Origin of the sequence: Sutcliffiella horikoshii (assembly GCF_021991925.1) — a bacterium.
Lineage (GTDB): Bacteria > Bacillota > Bacilli > Bacillales > Bacillaceae_I > Sutcliffiella_A > Sutcliffiella_A horikoshii_F.
In genome coordinates this window covers 170,423-187,817 of sequence record NZ_RXZI01000007.1, presented here as the reverse complement: position 1 = coordinate 187,817, position 17,395 = coordinate 170,423, and the positions used below count along the sequence as shown (strand labels likewise).

Genomic DNA, 17,395 nt, shown 5'->3' with positions numbered 1-17,395 from the left:
GTATCCATTGCCACTTTACCACAAAAATCCAAATAGGATTAGCCTTTTAATGGAATCGGTTACAAATTCCTTTATCCTTCTAATTAGAACAAGTATAATGAAGAATGTATAAAAGAAACGTAGATAACTTTTCAACAGGGGATAGGAGAGGGATTTAGAGATGAATAAATTATATGAGAGCATGTATGACTTGATTGTGGAAACCTCTACAAAGCTTCCTAAGGATGTGCGCCGGGCCATAGCAAAAGCTAAACTTAGTGAAAGTGCCGGGACACGTGCAGCGATGTCACTTGCGACAATTACGAATAATATTACGATGGCGGATGAAAATGTGTCTCCAATTTGTCAGGACACAGGACTGCCTACATTTAAAATAAAAACACCTGTTGGCGTCAACCAACTAGAAATTAAAAAGGTAATTAAAGAAGCGATTGTTCAAGCGACAAAAGACGGTAAGCTGCGTCCGAACTCTGTTGACTCTTTGACTGGTGCGAACAGCGGGGACAACCTTGGAGAAGGTGTTCCTGTCATCAAATTTGAGCAATGGGAAAAGGATTATATCGATGCTCGCCTGATCTTAAAAGGCGGCGGCTGTGAGAACAAGAATATCCAGTATAGTTTGCCTTGTGAGCTTGAGGGACTTGGCCGTGCAGGTCGTGACCTGGATGGAATCCGTAAATGTGTGATGCATTCGGTATACCAGGCACAAGGTCAGGGCTGTAGCGCTGGCGTCATCGGGGTTGGAATTGGTGGCGACCGCACTTCCGGCTATGAACTTGCAAAAGAACAGCTATTCCGCAGCCTTGATGATGAGAACTCAGTACCAGAATTAAAAGAGCTGGAAGAGTATGTAATGGATAACGCCAATAAACTTGGTATCGGAACAATGGGCTTCGGCGGTGAAACGACACTGCTTGGCTGTAAGGTTGGGGTTGCACACCGCATTCCGGCGAGCTTCTTCGTTTCTGTTGCGTACAATTGCTGGGCGTATCGCCGACTGGGAGTGAAACTCAGCCCCGCCACTGGTGAGATCAACGAGTGGTTATATCAAGAAGGGGAAATGATCGACTTCTCTAAAGAATTGACAGAGCAAGAAGAAGTGGCAGCTACTTCTGAAGCTAGTGAAATCGTTTTGGAAGCGCCGATTACGGAAGAAAAAATACGTTCTTTAAAAGTGGGAGACGTAGTACGCATCAATGGCAGAATGTACACTGGTCGTGACGCGATCCACAAGCACTTGAGTGACAATGATGCCCCGGTTGACTTAGATGGCCAAATTATCTATCACTGTGGACCGGTTATGCTTAAGGATGACGAAGGAAACTGGCACGTCAAAGCAGCCGGCCCGACGACAAGTATCCGCGAGGAGCCTTATCAAGGAGATATCATGAAGCGCTTTGGTATCCGCGCTGTGATGGGTAAAGGTGGAATGGGTGCTAAAACATTGAAGGCATTGGAAGAGCACGGCGGCGTTTACTTGAATGCAATCGGCGGAGCGGCGCAATATTATGCCGACTGTATCAAGGGTGTCGACGGAGTAGATTTGATGGAGTTCGGTATCCCAGAAGCAATGTGGCACTTAAATGTGGAAGGCTTTACTGCGGTTGTAACGATGGATTCACATGGCAACAGCTTGCATGCGGATGTGGAAAAGTCTTCTTTAGAGAAGCTTGCGCAGTTTAAGGATAGAGTGTTTAACTAATTTTTAATATAAAGCAGTTTGGCAACGTTAGTTTGTTGCCGGGCTGCTTTTTTGATTGTGGAAACGGAAGTGGTGGATGAGGTGGAAGAGTTGCGTCGTTATTTCCCGGTAAATGTCGATTGGCATGTATGGAGGATGTTTCGGACTGTATTTGGCTGACTTTCGCTTGTATTTGCCTGCACTCGGACAGTATTTCCTAACCTTGCGAAAGAAGGTTAGGTCTCTTTCCTTTTAAAGTATTAAAAGAGGAGTGGCTGGCCACAAACCCGCCACTCGCTCCTTCTTCCCTAATTGGAAAACAATACACCGTATCATTCCTCCCTCCAAAACGAAACATAGAAGTAGCGACAAAACATGGAAGGGAGGACATAATGAAATGAGAAAACTACTCAACATCTTAACCATTACTGCTATGGCACTTTTTCTGATTCCGCAGCTTATCCAAGCGGACAACTATTCCACTACCACCCTGCATTGGGGGTTTAAAAAGAGCCAGAACCATGAACCGCCGGATGCTGGTGAAAAATACGAGGCACTTCTAAAAAAGCACAACGCATTCTACCTTGGTGACACCACGAAAAAAGAAATATATCTTACTTTTGATAATGGCTACGAGAATGGATACACCGAAAAGGTTTTAGATGTACTTAAAAAGAAAAAGGTTCCCGCAGCCTTTTTTGTAACAGGTTACTATCTTAAAGATCAGCCTGACCTCATTAAGCGGATGGTAAACGAAGGCCATATTGTCGGTAACCATAGCTGGCATCATCCAGATATGACACAAGTGAACGACGTCCGATTCAAAAAAGAGCTCGATATGATCAAAGAGGAATACAAAAACATCACTGGGCTTGATAATATGACATACCTGCGGCCCCCTCGTGGGACTTTCAGTGATCGGACCTTGGCACTTGCCAATCAAATGGGCTATCAACATGTATTCTGGTCCCTGGCATATGTTGACTGGTACACGGACCAGCAAAAAGGCTGGAGATATTCTTATGACAACATCATGGCCCAGATCCATCCAGGCGCCATCCTTCTGCTACACACCGTTTCCAAAGACAATGCTGAAGCGATGGAAAAAGTGATTGATGACCTGCAGAAACAGGGATATGAATTTAAAAGCCTGGATCATATCGCTGCACAACATACTATTCCCAATCCAATCTTGCTTATTCAAGAGAACTGACTCCTTTGCCCGCCAGCAAGGAGTTCTTTTCATGTTCCGATGTCCCATCCATTAGGATGAAACGACTCCGCGCCAATTCCCATGTTTGGCAACACAACGGAAAGCCGTTATAATTGGGACAGTAAATGAAGGACGGTGGAGAAATTGGTTAAAATAAATATAGACGGACCATATGATTTTGACAGAGTGCTGCAACGGCTATCCATTGACCCTTTAATGGTTATTATTCAAAAGGAACGAACGGTAAAAGTTCCGATGTATCAAGAAGAACTGCCAATAGTAATCACTGTCCAAGCGACAGGAACCAAACAGGAACCTTCCTTCCAACTTACAAGTAATGCAAACCTGACAGAAAAAGAAATACATCACATAAAAAATATCTTCCAATGGGACAAACCACTCCAAGCTATTCAAGATCATTTTGCTAAAACAGAGCTTGCAACAATCTTCAAAGAGCATGAAGGAACACCACTTGTTCTAGATTTCGACCTGTATCATTGCCTGATGAAATGCATCATCCATCAGCAGGTCAATATGAAATTCGCACACACCTTGACACAGCGGTTTGTCCACACTTTCGGGTTTGAAAGAGAAGGTGTCTGGTTCTATCCAAAGCCAGAAGATGTCGCTAAGCTTGATTATGAGCAGATCACTGAACTCAAAATGAGCCGCCGAAAAGCGGAATATATCATAGATACATCTAAAATGATCTCGGAGGGAGAACTACCTTTATACAAATTGCACCAAAAACCGGATGAAGTGATTCTGAAAGAACTAGTAAAAGTTAGAGGCATTGGTCCTTGGACCGTTCAGAATCTGCTACTATTTGGGCTTGGCAGACCCAATCTTTTTCCGATTGCAGATATCGGCATCCAAAATGCACTAAAAAAACTAAAAGGACTCGACCAAAAGCCAACCATCCTGCAGATGCAGGAATGGAGCAAGGGTTGGGAACCATATTTAAGTTATGCGTCCCTTTACCTTTGGAGAAGCATCGAACCGCAACCTGAGGAGTTAGTAAAATGAAAACGAAGAAACCATATAATAAGCAACAATCCAGTGTCGACATGAAAGTGGGACAGACCTTTCCATTAACCATCAAGCGCCTTGGAATTAATGGGGAAGGTGTGGGCTATTTTAAAAAGCAAGTCGTATTTGTTCCTGGGGCATTACCTGAAGAAGTAGTCGTGGCGGAAGTGACAGATGTCAAAAACAAGTTTGCAGAAGCCAAAATCAAGAAAATCAGAAGCAAGTCGCCGCACCGCACTACCCCTCGATGCCCGATCTATGAACAATGCGGAGGGTGTCAGTTGCAGCATCTAAAATACGATCAACAGTTGACCCTAAAGCGCGATATCGTCATTCAGTCATTAGAACGCCATACAAAGCTTAATGTGGGTAAGTTGGACATTAGACCGACAATTGGCATGGATGACCCTTGGAACTACCGAAACAAAAGCCAGTTTCAGGTTGGAAAGCATAAGGAGAAAGTCATCGCAGGACTTTACGGTGCCAACTCCCATAAACTGATCGATATTGATAATTGTATCGTCCAGCACAGTGCCACAACGGAAGTAACCAACACAGTGAAAAAAATCCTGCAGGACTTCAACATTCCTGTTCAAAATGAGAAAAAGGGCCAACCATCCGTACGGACCATCATGACAAGAGTTGGTTTTTCCACTGGGGAAATTCAAGTTGTCCTGATCACAACAGATGAAAAATTGCCCCGCAAACAGTTGGTAGTGGAAGAAATTCAAAAGCGCTTGCCAAAAGTGAAGAGCATCATGCTAAATGTGAACGGCAAAAAAACCTCCCTAATTTTTGGGGAAGAAACGTTCCATTTAAGTGGAGAAAAAGTAATTCAAGAAACACTTGGGGATGTTTCATTTGAACTGAGTGCCCGTGCCTTCTTTCAGCTTAACCCTGTACAAACGGTAAAGCTGTATGATTTGGTGAAAGAAGCGGCACAATTGACGGGTAAAGAAAAAGTGGTAGACGCTTATTGTGGAGTCGGAACCATCGGACTTTGGCTGGCGGAAAATGCTGGAGAGGTGCGTGGCATGGACACCATCGCAGAATCCATTGAGGACGCGAAGGAAAACGCAAAACGCCACGGATACAACAACATGAAATATGTTGCAGGAAAAGCGGAGAAATGGCTGCCAAGATGGGTGAAAGAAGGTTGGAAGCCAGATACGATTGTCGTGGATCCACCACGAACGGGCTTGGATGAAACTTTCATGAAGACCGTCTTGGACGTAGAACCGAAAAACTTTGTATATGTTTCCTGTAATCCTTCCACACTTGCCAAGGATATTCAATTCTTGAGCAGAAAATATAAGGTGGACTGGATCCAGCCTGTGGATATGTTTCCTCAAACCGCTCATGTGGAGAGTGTTGTGAGGTTTGTACGCAACTGAACAATTTTTTTAAAAAGTGTCACTCCTTCAAAAAGAGTGGCACTTTTTATTTGGATAATTGGTTCAAAATAAAAATTCATGCATTATTTAAATGTTCCGTAATGAAAATATATCCATGACATGACCATCATACATCCTTATAATTAAAATATATTGGAACTTAGTAAGGGAAGGTTTTCTGTACGAAAGGGTTGTGTGATGTTGGATAAATATAAAACGAAATTGATAGATAATATCTGGAACCAAATCAATCAGTGGGAAGATAGCGCTGGCGATATTCCTCATGAAGAAGTGTATCGATTTATTCACTCCATAAAAGGAACTGCAAGGACAGTCGGACTGGATGAGCTTGGGGATATAACAGAAGCGTTATATGAAAAAACGGATACTATGGTAAAGGAAACTTGGCAATGGAAGGAATGCCAATCATTTTTGCAAGAGGTTATTGGCTATTGTAAAAAGATGCGCCCTGCCACAATCGAACAATCAAAAGATCAACCAAGTATCCTCATCGCGGATCATGATGCTTCTTTACTCATGGAATGGAAGGAATACCTTGAGAGCAAATCCTTCCATGTATTGGTCAGTACAGACATCGATAAGTCTATTGATACATTTTATGATGTAAAGCCAGATTGCCTGATACTAGATGATTGCTTAAAAGATAATGCTGGGCTTCATTTGTTGGAGCGGCTTCAAGCTAGCGGGCAGCAAATGCTGACACCTGTTATGGTGACCAGCTCCAATCCCACACGGAAAAATCGGCTGGACGCTTACCGTTTGGGAGCGGATGACTTTATGTCTAAACCGTTGGATCTTGAAGAGTTTGAAGTGCGGATCTCTAGGCATGTGGGGAGAAAAAAGCAGTATGATGAATTGTTGTTGATTGATGAACTGACGAAGGCGTATAACCGCAAGTATTTTCATTCGTTCTATGGCAAACTGCAAGCGAACCTTTCCCGGATGAAAGAAACGTTTAGTGTAGGGGTCCTTGATCTTGATTATTTTAAGAAGGTGAATGATACATATGGGCATGTGGTTGGTGACGAGGTGTTGAAGGGGCTTGCTGCCTATATGAAGCATCATATGAGGACTGGCGATGTTTTTGCCCGATATGGAGGCGAAGAGTTTGCCATGTTATTGCCGAAAACAACAAAGGAGCAAGCAGAAAAGCTGATTGGACGCCTGCTGGAAGGTTTCATGAAGGTAACTTTTCATGCATACCAAGCCTCTTTTTCTTGTTCTTTTTCAGGGGGAGTCGTACAGATAACGGAGGAAAGCTTGTCGTTGGAACATGCTATGGAACGGGCGGATAAGGCTCTTTATGAAGCAAAAAGGAAAGGAAAGGCAAGGGTGGAGGTATACGAGGGAGGACAAGAGGTTGTCATACAGAAGGTTAAGGTCGCGATTGTCGATGATGATGAAATTGTAAGGATGATGCTTTCAGAAGTGGTCGGAAAACTGTCGGTGCCAGCCAATAGGACCCTTGAAATAGAAACATTTGAAGATGGGAAAAGTTTTCTGCAATCGGAATGGTTACAAAGCCAAGACCGGTATGTCATCATCCTCGATGGGATGATGCCGAAAATGGATGGATTGGAAGTTTTGCAGAAGCTTCGTGCCCAAAGGCGCCATGATCAGTTTAAAGTGATGATGTTGACCTCAAGGAAAAGTGAGCGGGATATTCAAAAAGCGTTGCAACTTGGCGCTGATGATTATGTGACAAAGCCTTTTAAGCTCCTTGAGGTCGAAGCAAGGCTTCAACATCTGATAAAGCGGGGGATGTGACAATGGTAAATAACCTTTTGACCATTGTGCTTGTCATCATACTTTCTTTATTTGTCGTACTCTCCCTTTTATTTTTGTTCATGCTTGTCACCAAACGGATGCAGAACCGGATGCGTCAACAGATAGAACAACAGAAAGAAAAATTGAGGGCGAGCGTTTTTGACTATTTATACCGCCAAAATTCTGTCATTCTTGAACAGAATTGGAATGGCCACCAATGGAAAGCAATGGAAGAGCTGTTCAAAGATTTTGCCGATGTGGTTCAGGGGGAAGAGGTACAAGAGAAAATCACCCTTTTTGCCGAAACGCATTTTAGCGATGTTTATAAGCGGAACCTTCTTAAGCATCGTTGGAGCATCAGGATGAATTGTCTTTATGCAGTAGAGGATTTTCATATGAAAGGGATGGTTCCATTTCTTCTGTCTACCTTTCAGAAAAGAAAACTCTCCCAGGAAGAAAGAAGGCAATTATTAAAAATCTTGGTCAGGCTCCACACCAATCAATGGGAGGAGTTCTTGAAAGAACCAAATTGGCGCCTATCGGAATTTATGTACCGCTCTCTATTTGGTGTGATGACAGAGGAGCAGTTTCAGGTGATGGTTACTCGTTTTGAAGAACTTCCGGAATACATTCAGCTTCCGGTACTAGATATGATAGGAATTGATGGGAAAAGGGAGTACCTTTCCTTTCTCGAGGATCTTCTTATTCCCTCTATAGGGGAAAAGAAAATACGCATTTTAAAAGCATTGAATGAATTGGGTTACAGTAAAATCTTGGACCGTATGGGGAAGTTGCATACTCGAGAGAGTGCATGGGAAGAGCGGTTGATGATTAGCAAACTACTGGGCAAAACCAATCGGAAGGAAAGCCTCTCCTTTTTGACCGAACTTCTGAGCGACCCGAACTTTGATGTCCGAAACAATGCAGCGAAGTCGATAATTGCCATTGACGGAGGGGAAGAGTATCTTCGGCAGGTCCAAGAAACCTCAACAGACCGTTTTGCAAGAGATATGGCAGAAGAGTGGCTCTTGAAAGGAGGGAAAGTTCATGGACTATAATTTCTTTTATACCTTTTGGCAAGGGATTGGTTGGTTTGTCGTCCTTTATATGGGGACGGTGATCCTCTTTTACATGTTCATGTTGATCGTTTCCCTGTTTCAAGTCAGGAAGAGTTACCAGTTGGACAACACCGAGCCATACGAAGACCTGCTGGATGTTAGTTATTCCAAACCGCTTTCCATTTTGGTGCCTGCCTATAATGAATCTCTCGGAATAGTGGCATCTGTCCGGTCCCTTCTAAGCATCGAATATCCCCAATATGAAATCATTGTGATAAATGACGGATCAAAAGATGATACGATGGAAAAGCTTATCGAAGAATTTCAATTAAAGAAAATAAAAAAGATTGTCAAACAAAAGCTTCTTACAAAAGAAGTGAAAGGCATCTATCAGTCTTCTGTTATTGACTATCTCTATGTGGTAGATAAAGAGAACGGTGGAAAGTCGGATGCATTGAATGTTGGAATCAACCTTTGCTCTTACCCTTATTTTTGTTCGGTGGATGGGGACTCTATTTTGGAAAGGGATGCCTTCTTAAAAGTAATGAAGCCGATCATCGATTCCGATGGAGATGTCATTGCATCGGGAGGGAGCGTAAGGATCGCCAACGGGTCTTCCATTGAAAATGGTTCCATCTTAAAGGTGGGACTATCCAAGAATCCGTTGGTCATTATGCAGGTCATTGAGTATTTGCGAGCATTTCTGGTGGGACGTATTGGGTTGAGCAGACACAATCTGTTACTGATTGTATCCGGTGCCTTCGGTGTATTTTCGAAAAAATGGGTCATCGATGCAGGGGGCTATTCCCATACTGTAGGGGAAGACATGGAATTGGTCGTCCGGCTGCATCGGCATATAAAGGAAAAAAAGGCGGACAAGAAAATCGTTTATGTGGCAGATCCTGTGTGCTGGACAGAAGCTCCAGAAGAGATGACTTTTTTAAAAAGACAGAGGAACAGGTGGCACAGGGGCTTGTTTGAAAGTTTGTGGATACATCGGTCCATGGCATTTAATCCAAAATACGGTTCCATTGGGATGGTGTCGATGCCTTATTTTATTCTTATTGAATTTTTAGGGCCAGTCGTGGAACTTGCAGGCTATCTATTTATTATCCTTTCTTTTTTTCTGGGAGGGATATACGAAGAATTGGCGTTGCTCTTATTCTTGCTTTTTGTTATTTACGGTTCCATCTATTCCATGCTGGCTATTTTGATGGAAGAATGGAGTCTTAAACGGTATCCCAAAGCGAGGCATATCGCTGTTTTGTTCTTTTATTCCTTTACCGAAACATTCTGGTACAGACCTTTAACGGTAATTTGGAGGTGCCAGGGAATTGTGGATGTACTGAGGAAGAAAAAGGGTTGGGGAGAAATGCAGCGTAAGGGCGTTACCCAATGAAAAGATTAAAAAATGGGGGAGTTAGAGATGGCACAAATATTGCTTGCAGAAGACGAAAGTGTTCTCCGCATGCTTATAACAGACACACTTGAAGATGAAGGTCATAGCGTTGTGGAGGCTTGCACTGGGAAGGAAGCCGTTGAATTATTGGAAACGGGAAAGACTTTCGATCTTATCATTCTAGATTATATGATGCCTGTGTATACAGGCTTAGAAGTTATAACTAAGATGAAAACCATGAATCTCCGAGATTTCCCGCCAGTCCTTATGCTTACAGCAAAAAGTCAGCAGTCTGTCCGGGAAGAGGTACTTGCCTCCGGGGCGTCGGGATTCATGTCCAAGCCGTTTAGTCCGATGGAGCTGGCGGAAAGAGTCGAGGCACTACTAAATGAAATGGAAAAATAGTATATCTACACAATTCTTAATCATCAATGGGATCTTTTTTCTTGTCTTGGTAACAGGTATCGTTACTTTGTTAGGGTATGAGTATTCTTTATCTAAAGACTTCATAGACAGAAACAAGGAGCTAGAACAAAAAGAGGAATTGATTAAATACATTGATGATGAAATTAATAGTTCATTTTTGAAGTATAGAGGGTATGTTGCTTTTTCCAATCAGGATATGTTGGAAGATGCAAAAAATGCTAAAGTTAAGGTTGAAGAGGGTATTGCTCGTCTTGGGAAGATGGCAGTGGATGAAAATGACGCTCAGTTTATGGTTCGGGTAACAGACTTCCATCAGTTTTATTTTTTTGAGTATCTTCCAAAAGTGGAAGACCTAGTGGAACAAGATGCCATGGATGAGCTTCAGGACTATCTTTTCATAGAAGGAACATCCGAGAGAATTTTGTCTTTCATGGAATATATGAAAGAATACCGATATGAAGTGGATCAGGAAATAGAGGATAATGTAGACGTGATGGCAGAAAAGTTAACAGCTAGTCAACTGTTATTCTCCTTATATTTTCTTCTTGTCATCTCCTTATTGTTCACGATTACTTGGGTGCTCATCAAAAAGGTGGGGAAACCGTTAAGGGAGCTTTCGGATGCTGCAGATGACATAACAAATGGCAGAACCACTAATCTTCCTTCCTATCAACATGGGTCGGATGAAATTGCGGTATTATCCAATGCACTCCACACCATGGTAAATACGTTACAATACAAAGAAGATGAATTGATTGGTCAAAATGAAGAATTACAGGCCCAACAGGATGAATTACAGGCCCAACAGGTACAGCTTCAAGATAATCTAACGTTAATAGAAGCAAGTAATGAACAATTGGCTATCCGTAATACTTTTATCCATGAGATGTCTGAGACATTGAGCAGAGAAACCTTGCTTGAAAATGTCGTCAGGAATATGGGAAAGGTACTTGATGCAAATGTTGGCCTGATCATGTTGTTAAATGAGAATAAAACAACAGCTTCCATTGGTTTGTCGCCTGAAGCAGTGAGGAAATTTAGGGAAGATGAGAGTAATGTATTTCTGCAACAATTAAAGGAAAAACACACACCCTTTAAAATCAGCAGGAAATGTAGCCCGCAGGAGAATACCTACCACACTATTGACATGACAGCCTTTGATTTGTTCATACCTGTCATCACATCGAAGGGAACGATGGTAGCTTATATGCAGTTTACAAGATATGATGCTCCTTTTGCTGACAGGGATGTGGAAACAGGGGAAGCACTTGCCAAACAGGTTAGCATGGGTCTGGAAAAAGTGGATTTATATGAAGATTCCGAAGAAAATCGCCTGTTCTACCAAGATATCTTAAACACCATACAGGAGGGTGTACTTTTAGTGGATGAGAAAGGAAGCGTTCTCCAATCGAACACTAAAATGTGTAGCATTATGGGATTCCCTACTCCTAAACGGCTATTGCATCTATCCTTTGAGGAATGGACGTCCGTCCTTGTGGAAATGGCGGAAGAGAAAGAAAAACTGCGTACCGATTTGTTCTATCTGTTTGATGAGGTAGAAGATGATACAAGTATCTTATTTGAAATTAATCAAAAGCATGAAAAATGTGTCATGAAGATGTATAAGGAAAAGGTCACGCGGCAGGATCATAGCTATGGGTTCATTTTGGTGTTCCGTGATATCACCAAAGAGTATGAAGTTGATAGGATGAAATCGGAGTTTGTCAGTACCGTCAGCCATGAGTTAAGGACGCCTTTGGCAAGCGTTCTTGGCTTTACGGAGAGAATGCTGTATAAAGAACTTTCAGAGGATCGTAAGAAAACCTATTTGACGACCATCCATCAGGAAGCAAAACGTTTGACAGCATTGATCAATGACTTTTTGGATGTGCAAAAGATGGAAGCGGGAAAACAGCTTTACCGTAGGGCGGAAGAAGATATCGTGGATATCATCCGGGAGGTAAGTAGAATTTTCAAGGTGAATTCTAATACGCATCCCATTCAAATTCAGGTTTTGACAGAGAACACTAAAGTGGTGGGGGACCGGGAGAAGTTGTTACAGGTGATGGCTAATTTATTGAGTAACTCGATCAAGTATTCTCCTGAAGGAGGAGAAATTCATATTACTGTATCTTCTTCTGATACCATGTTAAAAGTAACAATAAAGGACCACGGTATAGGGATTCCGGAAGACGCAATTCCACACCTTTTCACCAAATTCTATCGAGTCGACAATTCCGATCTTAGAAAAATTGGGGGAACAGGTCTAGGCTTATCAATCGTAAAAGAAATCATCCAGGCGCATGAAGGAGACATTCGGATATCTTCAGAGGTAGACGGGGGTACAACGGTCACGCTCACCCTGCCAATTGCATAACGGATGTTAAATGGATGATAATTGGTAATAAATATAAGAATGAGTTATTCAACAAAGGAGTTTATACATGACAAACAACGATATTCTAATCAGATTAAGATACGCACTCGACATTAAAGACAACGACATGGTCGAGATCTTTAAGCTAGGTGACATCGACGTTACAAGAGATGAAGTACAGATGATGCTCACCAAACAGGTGGACAGCTATGATTATGAAACAGAAGAGGAATATGAGCAGGCACTGGAGGAGGAAGAGATTCTTCCCATCAATAATAATAAGCTTGAATCGTTTCTGAACGGCTTGATTATTTTTAAAAGAGGCAGACAGGAGCCAAAGCCTGGCCAACCTGCAAAGCCTCCATTTTCCAACGAGCCTGCAAACAATATCCTTTTGAAGAAAGTGAAGATCGCGCTTGCGTTAACCACGGAAGATATCATCGATATTATCGGAGAAGCTGGCGTTACGATAACCAAAGGTGAACTTGGTGCTTTCTTGCGGAAGAAGGGACACAAGAACTATAAGGCTTGCATGGATAAATACGCGAGGAACTTTTTGAAAGGTTTGGCGATTAGGTATCGCGATTGAGCAGGTAAGCTAACAAATGGAAAAACACATGACACCATATAAGGGGCCATGTGTTTTTTCATTATGCTCTGTTAAACGCCGCTGTTGTTGTTAACAGAGCCTTTCATTAAGCTTTTTCCTTATAAATGAAATAATCAAAATCTGCATGAAGCTTCTGTCCGGAAGTGTCTTGACACTGCATTCCTACAAAAGCACCTGTGAAGAAACCGCCTCCATTAATATAATCATCAGATAATTTATAAGAATAGAGTTTTATTGGGATTGCGGTCCAATTGTCTCCGTCAAAAGAGTATGAATACCTATATGTGGCAGTGTCCACGTCCACCCGTAAATATACATAATGCACATCATTTGGAATTACTATTTTATTATCTTCCAATGGTTGGGTGAAGGTGAAATTATCACAAACCGTAAGTTCTAATATTCGTCCTTTGGCTTCATCCCAGGTAATCTGCAAGGCTGTCCAGTTTTGAGTATTGTAATAGTTTACAAGACCTGCAGCTTGTTGGAATGTATCCGGGTTAAAAGAAACCTTGGTTTCAGCGGTGAAATTAAAATGCTGCCAACGTCTTGCAATATGTGCTTGTGTAAATTTTGATGATAGGGATTCACGACCGTAAAGACGCAAGTGGCCAGGATGATCAGTTAATGAAACGACATCTTCCCCTAATGGAATCCTTAGGGATTGAAAGTGATTGTTCAAGGATTTGGAATCGAAATCATCTTTTTCCTCATAATCCTTTTCAAAGGGTATTTCCTCTATATTTGGGCCTTCAATTTCAAGAGAAGGCTGGTTACCACCTACCACAAATGGCCAATCATTTTCCCAATCTAATCGTTGAATGGCTGTTTCCCTACCAAGTGGGCAATATCCCCGAGGGTCAAGTAATGCTTGCCCTTCCTGCGGCAATGGCCTTCCTGTCAGATGAACCAAGAACCATTCGTCCGTATGTGTATGTACAATGGAAGCATGCCCCGCTTTTTGTAGGGGATTTCTTGGATAAGGGAAGGACGTAATCAATGGGTTATCAGGATGCACTTCATACGGTCCCCACAGGTTCTTAGATCTAGCGATAGTGGCTTGATGATCATATTTCGTTCCACCTTCCGCTGTCAATAAATAATAATATCCGTTCATCTTGTATAAATGAGGTGCTTCGGTTAATTTAATATCCGTTCCTTTGAAAATAATCTCTTTTTTCCCGGTTAGTCTTTGCAAATCAGGGTTATATTCTTGCATGACGATTCCGTAGAAATTGTGGTTACCTACCCGATGATCCCAAAGCATGTTTACCAGGTACTTCCTACCGTCTTCATCATGAAAAAGGGAGGGATCAAAACCTGAACTATTTAAATGGATGGGTTCAGACCATTCCCCATCGATGGCATCACATGTAACGAGGTAGTTATGGCTATCTTTCCATTGTCCTTCCACTACTTTAACGTCCGTATATATCAACCAAAACTTATTATCGCTATAGGATAAAGCAGGTGCCCAAATACCTCCAGAGTCAGGATTTCCCATCATATTTAATTGACTGAGACGGTTGAGCGGCCTTGAAATCAACCTCCAGTTTTTTAAGTCTTTGGAATGATAGATTCCCACCCCTGGAAACCATTCAAATGTAGAGACTGCAATATAATAATCTTCTCCTGCTCGACAAATACTAGGATCTGGATTAAAGCCTGTAAGAATTGGATTTTGTATAAGTGTCATTTTTGAAACATCCCCTCTGTTTTATTTAAATAGAAGTTTTAGGCCATTGCTAGAAGTACCCTGTTTACATTTCTTGGATATCAATAGTAAGAAAATTTTCACTTGCATAAGCTGCTACCCCTAAGGCAGTAGAGTGCGTCGATAATTTTGAAAAGTTTATGCTTAAATCTCTTTGGTGGGTGAAGAGGGTATTATCTTGTGCCTCCCTTATAGAATCTTCCAGCCACTTAGAGGAAGAAGCTAACCGATTACCGATGATCACCTGCTCTGGGTTGAAAATATTGATGATATTTTTAATTCCAACACCTAAATATTTTCCAATGGCTTCAAAAACTTGTATGACATTTTTTTCCCCATTTTCTGCATGTGTCATCAAGGATTCTAGGGATAATTCCTTCCCGTCTTCAGGGAGGATGTTTTCTTGTAAGGCTTTTTTAACCAGCGCTTTTTCCGAAGCATACAATTCCCAACATCCTTGGTTACCGCAACTGCATTTTGGTCCGTTCACTTCAATGGTCATATGACCTAGCTCACCAGAAAAACCATTGTTGCCTTTATAAAGCTGTCCATTAAGAATGAGGCCAACGCCAATACCAATACCTACACTAACGTATATGATGTTTTCTGATTCTTTTCCGGCTCCAAACTTCTTTTCTCCGTAAGCGCCAGCATTTGCCTCGTTTTCAATTAAAACTGGAACGTTATATCGATCTTCCATCAGGTCCTTTAGGTGGACATTCTTCCAATTTAAGTTTGGAGCCAGAAGGATTTCCCCATCGGTATTCACCGTACCAGGGACCCCAATACCTATCCCGACAATTCCATAGTGACTTGAAGGCATAGAAGAGATGAGGGAATCAACAATGTCAAATAGTTCGACCTTTATTTGTTCAAACGTTAAGTTATCAAATCGAGTGATTTTCTCGTTGCAGATATTACCACTGAGATCTGTTAAGATTCCAAGGATGTAATTAACCCCGATATCTACGCCAATGGTGTATCCTGCGACCTGATTGAACAACAGCATCACCGGCCTTCTTCCGCCGCTTGAAACTCCTGGTCCTGATTCAGTAATTAAATTCTCCTTCAGTAATTCGTTTACTTGTGAGGAGACAGTTCCTTTATTAAGCCCAGTCTTATTAGCGATATCCGCCCTGGAAATGGGGGTGAACTCCTTAATGGTTTGCAAAACTAGGGATTTATTTCCCTTTCGGACTACTTGTTGATTAAAGGTATGTAACATTTTCATCGATTAACTCCATTCCTTATTCTGTTTTTCCTAAGTGTACCATTATATGTTTCTATTATAAACTTTGTTTATCCACTAGACAAACATTCTTTTCGGTGATAATCTAAATTTAGTAACAATCTGTTTCAAAAATAAGAATATTGGGGGTATTTAGTTTGAGAAAAAGGAAAGCGGTTACATTATTTTCCGGAATTTTTCTCTCGCTGCTGGTATTGTTGGCGGGTTGCTCTGGTTCTGGGGAGAATACATCGGGTTCCGGGGATGGGAAAACGATTGAATTCATGCATTTATGGCCTGAAGGAAGTTCAAAGCAACACCACAAAATTGTAAGCGAAATCATTGAGGACTTCGAGAAAGAAAATCCAGGTGTGAAAGTCGATTTGGAAGTCTTAAGTAATGAGCAGTACAAGGATAAATTAAAAGTATTATCCACCTCTAATCAGTTGCCAGATGTTGGGATGACATGGGCAGCAGGGTTTCTGGAGCCCTATGTCAACGGTGAAAAGTTTGCTACTTTGGATGATTTGCTTGAAGGAGATCTGAAGGATAGTTTTGTATCTGGTACGGCAGAAGCATATGCCATGAACGATAATACTTATGGTTTGCCATTGGAGCTTAATATTGCAACTGTTTTCTATAATAAAGCCATTTTTGATCAATATGGTCTAGAAGCTCCGACAACCTATGATGAGTTCAAAAATATCATCACTACATTGAATGAAAACGGAGTGGCGCCAATCGCCCTTGGTAATAAGGACAGATGGACTGGCTCTTTATGGTATATGTATATGGCTGATAGAATTGGTGGAGGAGATGTGCTGACGAGCGCAATTAATCGATCAGGTTCCTTTGAGGATCCTGCATTAGTCACTGCAGCGGAAGAAATTCAAAATCTGGTCGACATGGACGCGTTTGTTAGGGGCTTCAATGGATTATCAGATGAAGAAGCGAAGAGTATGTTTATGGGTGAACAGGCAGCAATGTATCTAATGGGTTCATGGGATCTTCCGAACTATACGACAAATGAAGATGTTCCACAGGAATTCAGAGACTCCATTGGATACTTCAGTTTCCCGACAGTAGATGGAAATGGGGATCTTAACAGTCATGTTGGTGGTCCAGGGGTTGGCTTGTTTGTAGCAGAAGATTCCGATGTGAAAGATGAAGCAAAGAAGTTTGTATCATTCTTTATCCAGCAATGGGGCGAGAAAGCTGTAACAGGTGCTGGTGTCATTCCTGCTACAAAAGTGGATGCAGCTTCCCTAGACCTACCTGATATGTATATTGATGTATTGAATGACCTTAGTGAAGCTAGCAATATCACATTATTTGCTGATGTGCAAATGAGCGCAGGTGTGGCACAAGTTCATTTGGATTTAATTCAATCGCTCTTTGGAAAAGGTGTAACACCAGACGATTTTGCCAAAGAACATGAAGATGCCTTATCTCAAGAGTAACATGCATTTGAACGATTA

General features: G+C 41.8%; 14 protein-coding genes. 12 read left to right on the top strand and 2 right to left on the bottom strand.

Translation table 11 applies throughout. The features are described 5' to 3' along the window. Positions 1–160 precede the first annotated feature (160 nt). The 11 genes from EKQ44_RS17210 to EKQ44_RS17160 all read left to right on the top strand — a co-directional run bounded on the left by EKQ44_RS17210 (position 161) and on the right by EKQ44_RS17160 (position 12,954). Positions 161–1,702, top strand: coding sequence for a fumarate hydratase (locus tag EKQ44_RS17210; RefSeq protein ID WP_237664783.1), 1,542 nt, complete (start codon positions 161–163; stop codon positions 1,700–1,702). An 18-nt stretch (positions 1,703–1,720) separates the two neighbouring features. Beyond that, positions 1,721–1,861 (top strand): hypothetical protein, encoded by a 141-nt coding sequence (locus EKQ44_RS17205; RefSeq protein ID WP_237664782.1) that lies wholly within the window; start codon positions 1,721–1,723, stop codon positions 1,859–1,861. A gap of 217 nt (positions 1,862–2,078) precedes the next feature. Further along, complete coding sequence (gene pdaA, locus EKQ44_RS17200) at positions 2,079–2,894, top strand: delta-lactam-biosynthetic de-N-acetylase (protein WP_237664781.1); 816 nt, start codon at positions 2,079–2,081, stop codon at positions 2,892–2,894. Positions 2,895–3,038: 144 nt separating this feature from the next. Then, positions 3,039–3,920 carry a DNA-3-methyladenine glycosylase family protein gene (locus tag EKQ44_RS17195; RefSeq protein ID WP_237664780.1) on the top strand — a complete coding sequence of 294 codons (882 nt, stop codon included), beginning with the start codon at positions 3,039–3,041 and terminating at the stop codon, positions 3,918–3,920. Further along, entirely contained in the window at positions 3,917–5,317 is a 1,401-nt protein-coding gene (gene rlmD, locus EKQ44_RS17190; RefSeq protein WP_237664779.1) for a 23S rRNA (uracil(1939)-C(5))-methyltransferase RlmD, read from the top strand. The genes EKQ44_RS17195 and rlmD overlap by 4 nt, the downstream gene beginning before the upstream one ends. A 198-nt stretch (positions 5,318–5,515) precedes the next feature. Continuing rightward, positions 5,516–7,105, top strand: a complete 1,590-nt coding sequence (locus EKQ44_RS17185) for a GGDEF domain-containing response regulator (RefSeq protein WP_237664778.1) — start codon at positions 5,516–5,518, stop codon at positions 7,103–7,105. 2 nt (positions 7,106–7,107) lie between these two features. Further along, positions 7,108–8,163, top strand: a complete 1,056-nt coding sequence (locus tag EKQ44_RS17180; RefSeq protein WP_237664777.1) for a HEAT repeat domain-containing protein — start codon at positions 7,108–7,110, stop codon at positions 8,161–8,163. Next, positions 8,153–9,562, top strand: coding sequence for a glycosyltransferase family 2 protein (locus tag EKQ44_RS17175; RefSeq protein ID WP_237664776.1), 1,410 nt, complete (start codon positions 8,153–8,155; stop codon positions 9,560–9,562). The genes EKQ44_RS17180 and EKQ44_RS17175 overlap by 11 nt, the downstream gene beginning before the upstream one ends. Before the next feature lie 27 nt (positions 9,563–9,589). Beyond that, positions 9,590–9,967, top strand: coding sequence for a response regulator transcription factor (locus EKQ44_RS17170; protein ID WP_237664775.1), 378 nt, complete (start codon positions 9,590–9,592; stop codon positions 9,965–9,967). Next, positions 9,951–12,365: an ATP-binding protein gene (locus EKQ44_RS17165; RefSeq protein WP_237664774.1), complete on the top strand. Its 2,415-nt coding sequence runs from the start codon at positions 9,951–9,953 to the stop codon at positions 12,363–12,365. Before EKQ44_RS17170 ends, EKQ44_RS17165 begins: the two co-directional genes overlap by 17 nt. Positions 12,366–12,432: 67 nt before the next feature. After that, entirely contained in the window at positions 12,433–12,954 is a 522-nt protein-coding gene (locus EKQ44_RS17160; RefSeq protein ID WP_237664773.1) for a YehS family protein, read from the top strand. A 106-nt stretch (positions 12,955–13,060) separates the two neighbouring features. On the opposite strand, the gene EKQ44_RS17155 is transcribed toward EKQ44_RS17160, so the two are convergent. Beyond that, complete coding sequence (locus tag EKQ44_RS17155; protein WP_237664772.1) at positions 13,061–14,671, bottom strand: glycoside hydrolase family 43 protein; 1,611 nt, start codon at positions 14,669–14,671, stop codon at positions 13,061–13,063. Positions 14,672–14,735: 64 nt separating this feature from the next. Then, positions 14,736–15,920 carry an ROK family transcriptional regulator gene (locus EKQ44_RS17150; RefSeq protein ID WP_237664771.1) on the bottom strand — a complete coding sequence of 395 codons (1,185 nt, stop codon included), beginning with the start codon at positions 15,918–15,920 and terminating at the stop codon, positions 14,736–14,738. Between the two features lie 155 nt (positions 15,921–16,075). On the opposite strand from EKQ44_RS17150, the gene EKQ44_RS17145 reads away from it, so the two are divergent. Further along, positions 16,076–17,377 carry an extracellular solute-binding protein gene (locus tag EKQ44_RS17145; protein WP_237664770.1) on the top strand — a complete coding sequence of 434 codons (1,302 nt, stop codon included), beginning with the start codon at positions 16,076–16,078 and terminating at the stop codon, positions 17,375–17,377. Positions 17,378–17,395: the final 18 nt, after the last annotated feature.

Excerpts from the sequence above, each read along its gene's own strand:
- EKQ44_RS17210 (WP_237664783.1), top strand. The coding sequence starts at position 161 with ATGAATAAATTATATGAGAGCATGTATGACTTGATTGTGGAAACCTCT.
- pdaA (WP_237664781.1), top strand. The coding sequence starts at position 2,079 with ATGAGAAAACTACTCAACATCTTAACCATTACTGCTATGGCACTTTTT.
- rlmD (WP_237664779.1), top strand. The coding sequence starts at position 3,917 with ATGAAAACGAAGAAACCATATAATAAGCAACAATCCAGTGTCGACATG.
- EKQ44_RS17185 (WP_237664778.1), top strand. The coding sequence starts at position 5,516 with ATGTTGGATAAATATAAAACGAAATTGATAGATAATATCTGGAACCAA.
- EKQ44_RS17180 (WP_237664777.1), top strand. The coding sequence starts at position 7,108 with ATGGTAAATAACCTTTTGACCATTGTGCTTGTCATCATACTTTCTTTA.
- EKQ44_RS17175 (WP_237664776.1), top strand. The coding sequence starts at position 8,153 with ATGGACTATAATTTCTTTTATACCTTTTGGCAAGGGATTGGTTGGTTT.
- EKQ44_RS17170 (WP_237664775.1), top strand. The coding sequence starts at position 9,590 with ATGGCACAAATATTGCTTGCAGAAGACGAAAGTGTTCTCCGCATGCTT.
- EKQ44_RS17165 (WP_237664774.1), top strand. The coding sequence starts at position 9,951 with ATGAAATGGAAAAATAGTATATCTACACAATTCTTAATCATCAATGGG.
- EKQ44_RS17160 (WP_237664773.1), top strand. The coding sequence starts at position 12,433 with ATGACAAACAACGATATTCTAATCAGATTAAGATACGCACTCGACATT.
- EKQ44_RS17155 (WP_237664772.1), bottom strand. The coding sequence starts at position 14,671 with ATGACACTTATACAAAATCCAATTCTTACAGGCTTTAATCCAGATCCT.
- EKQ44_RS17150 (WP_237664771.1), bottom strand. The coding sequence starts at position 15,920 with ATGAAAATGTTACATACCTTTAATCAACAAGTAGTCCGAAAGGGAAAT.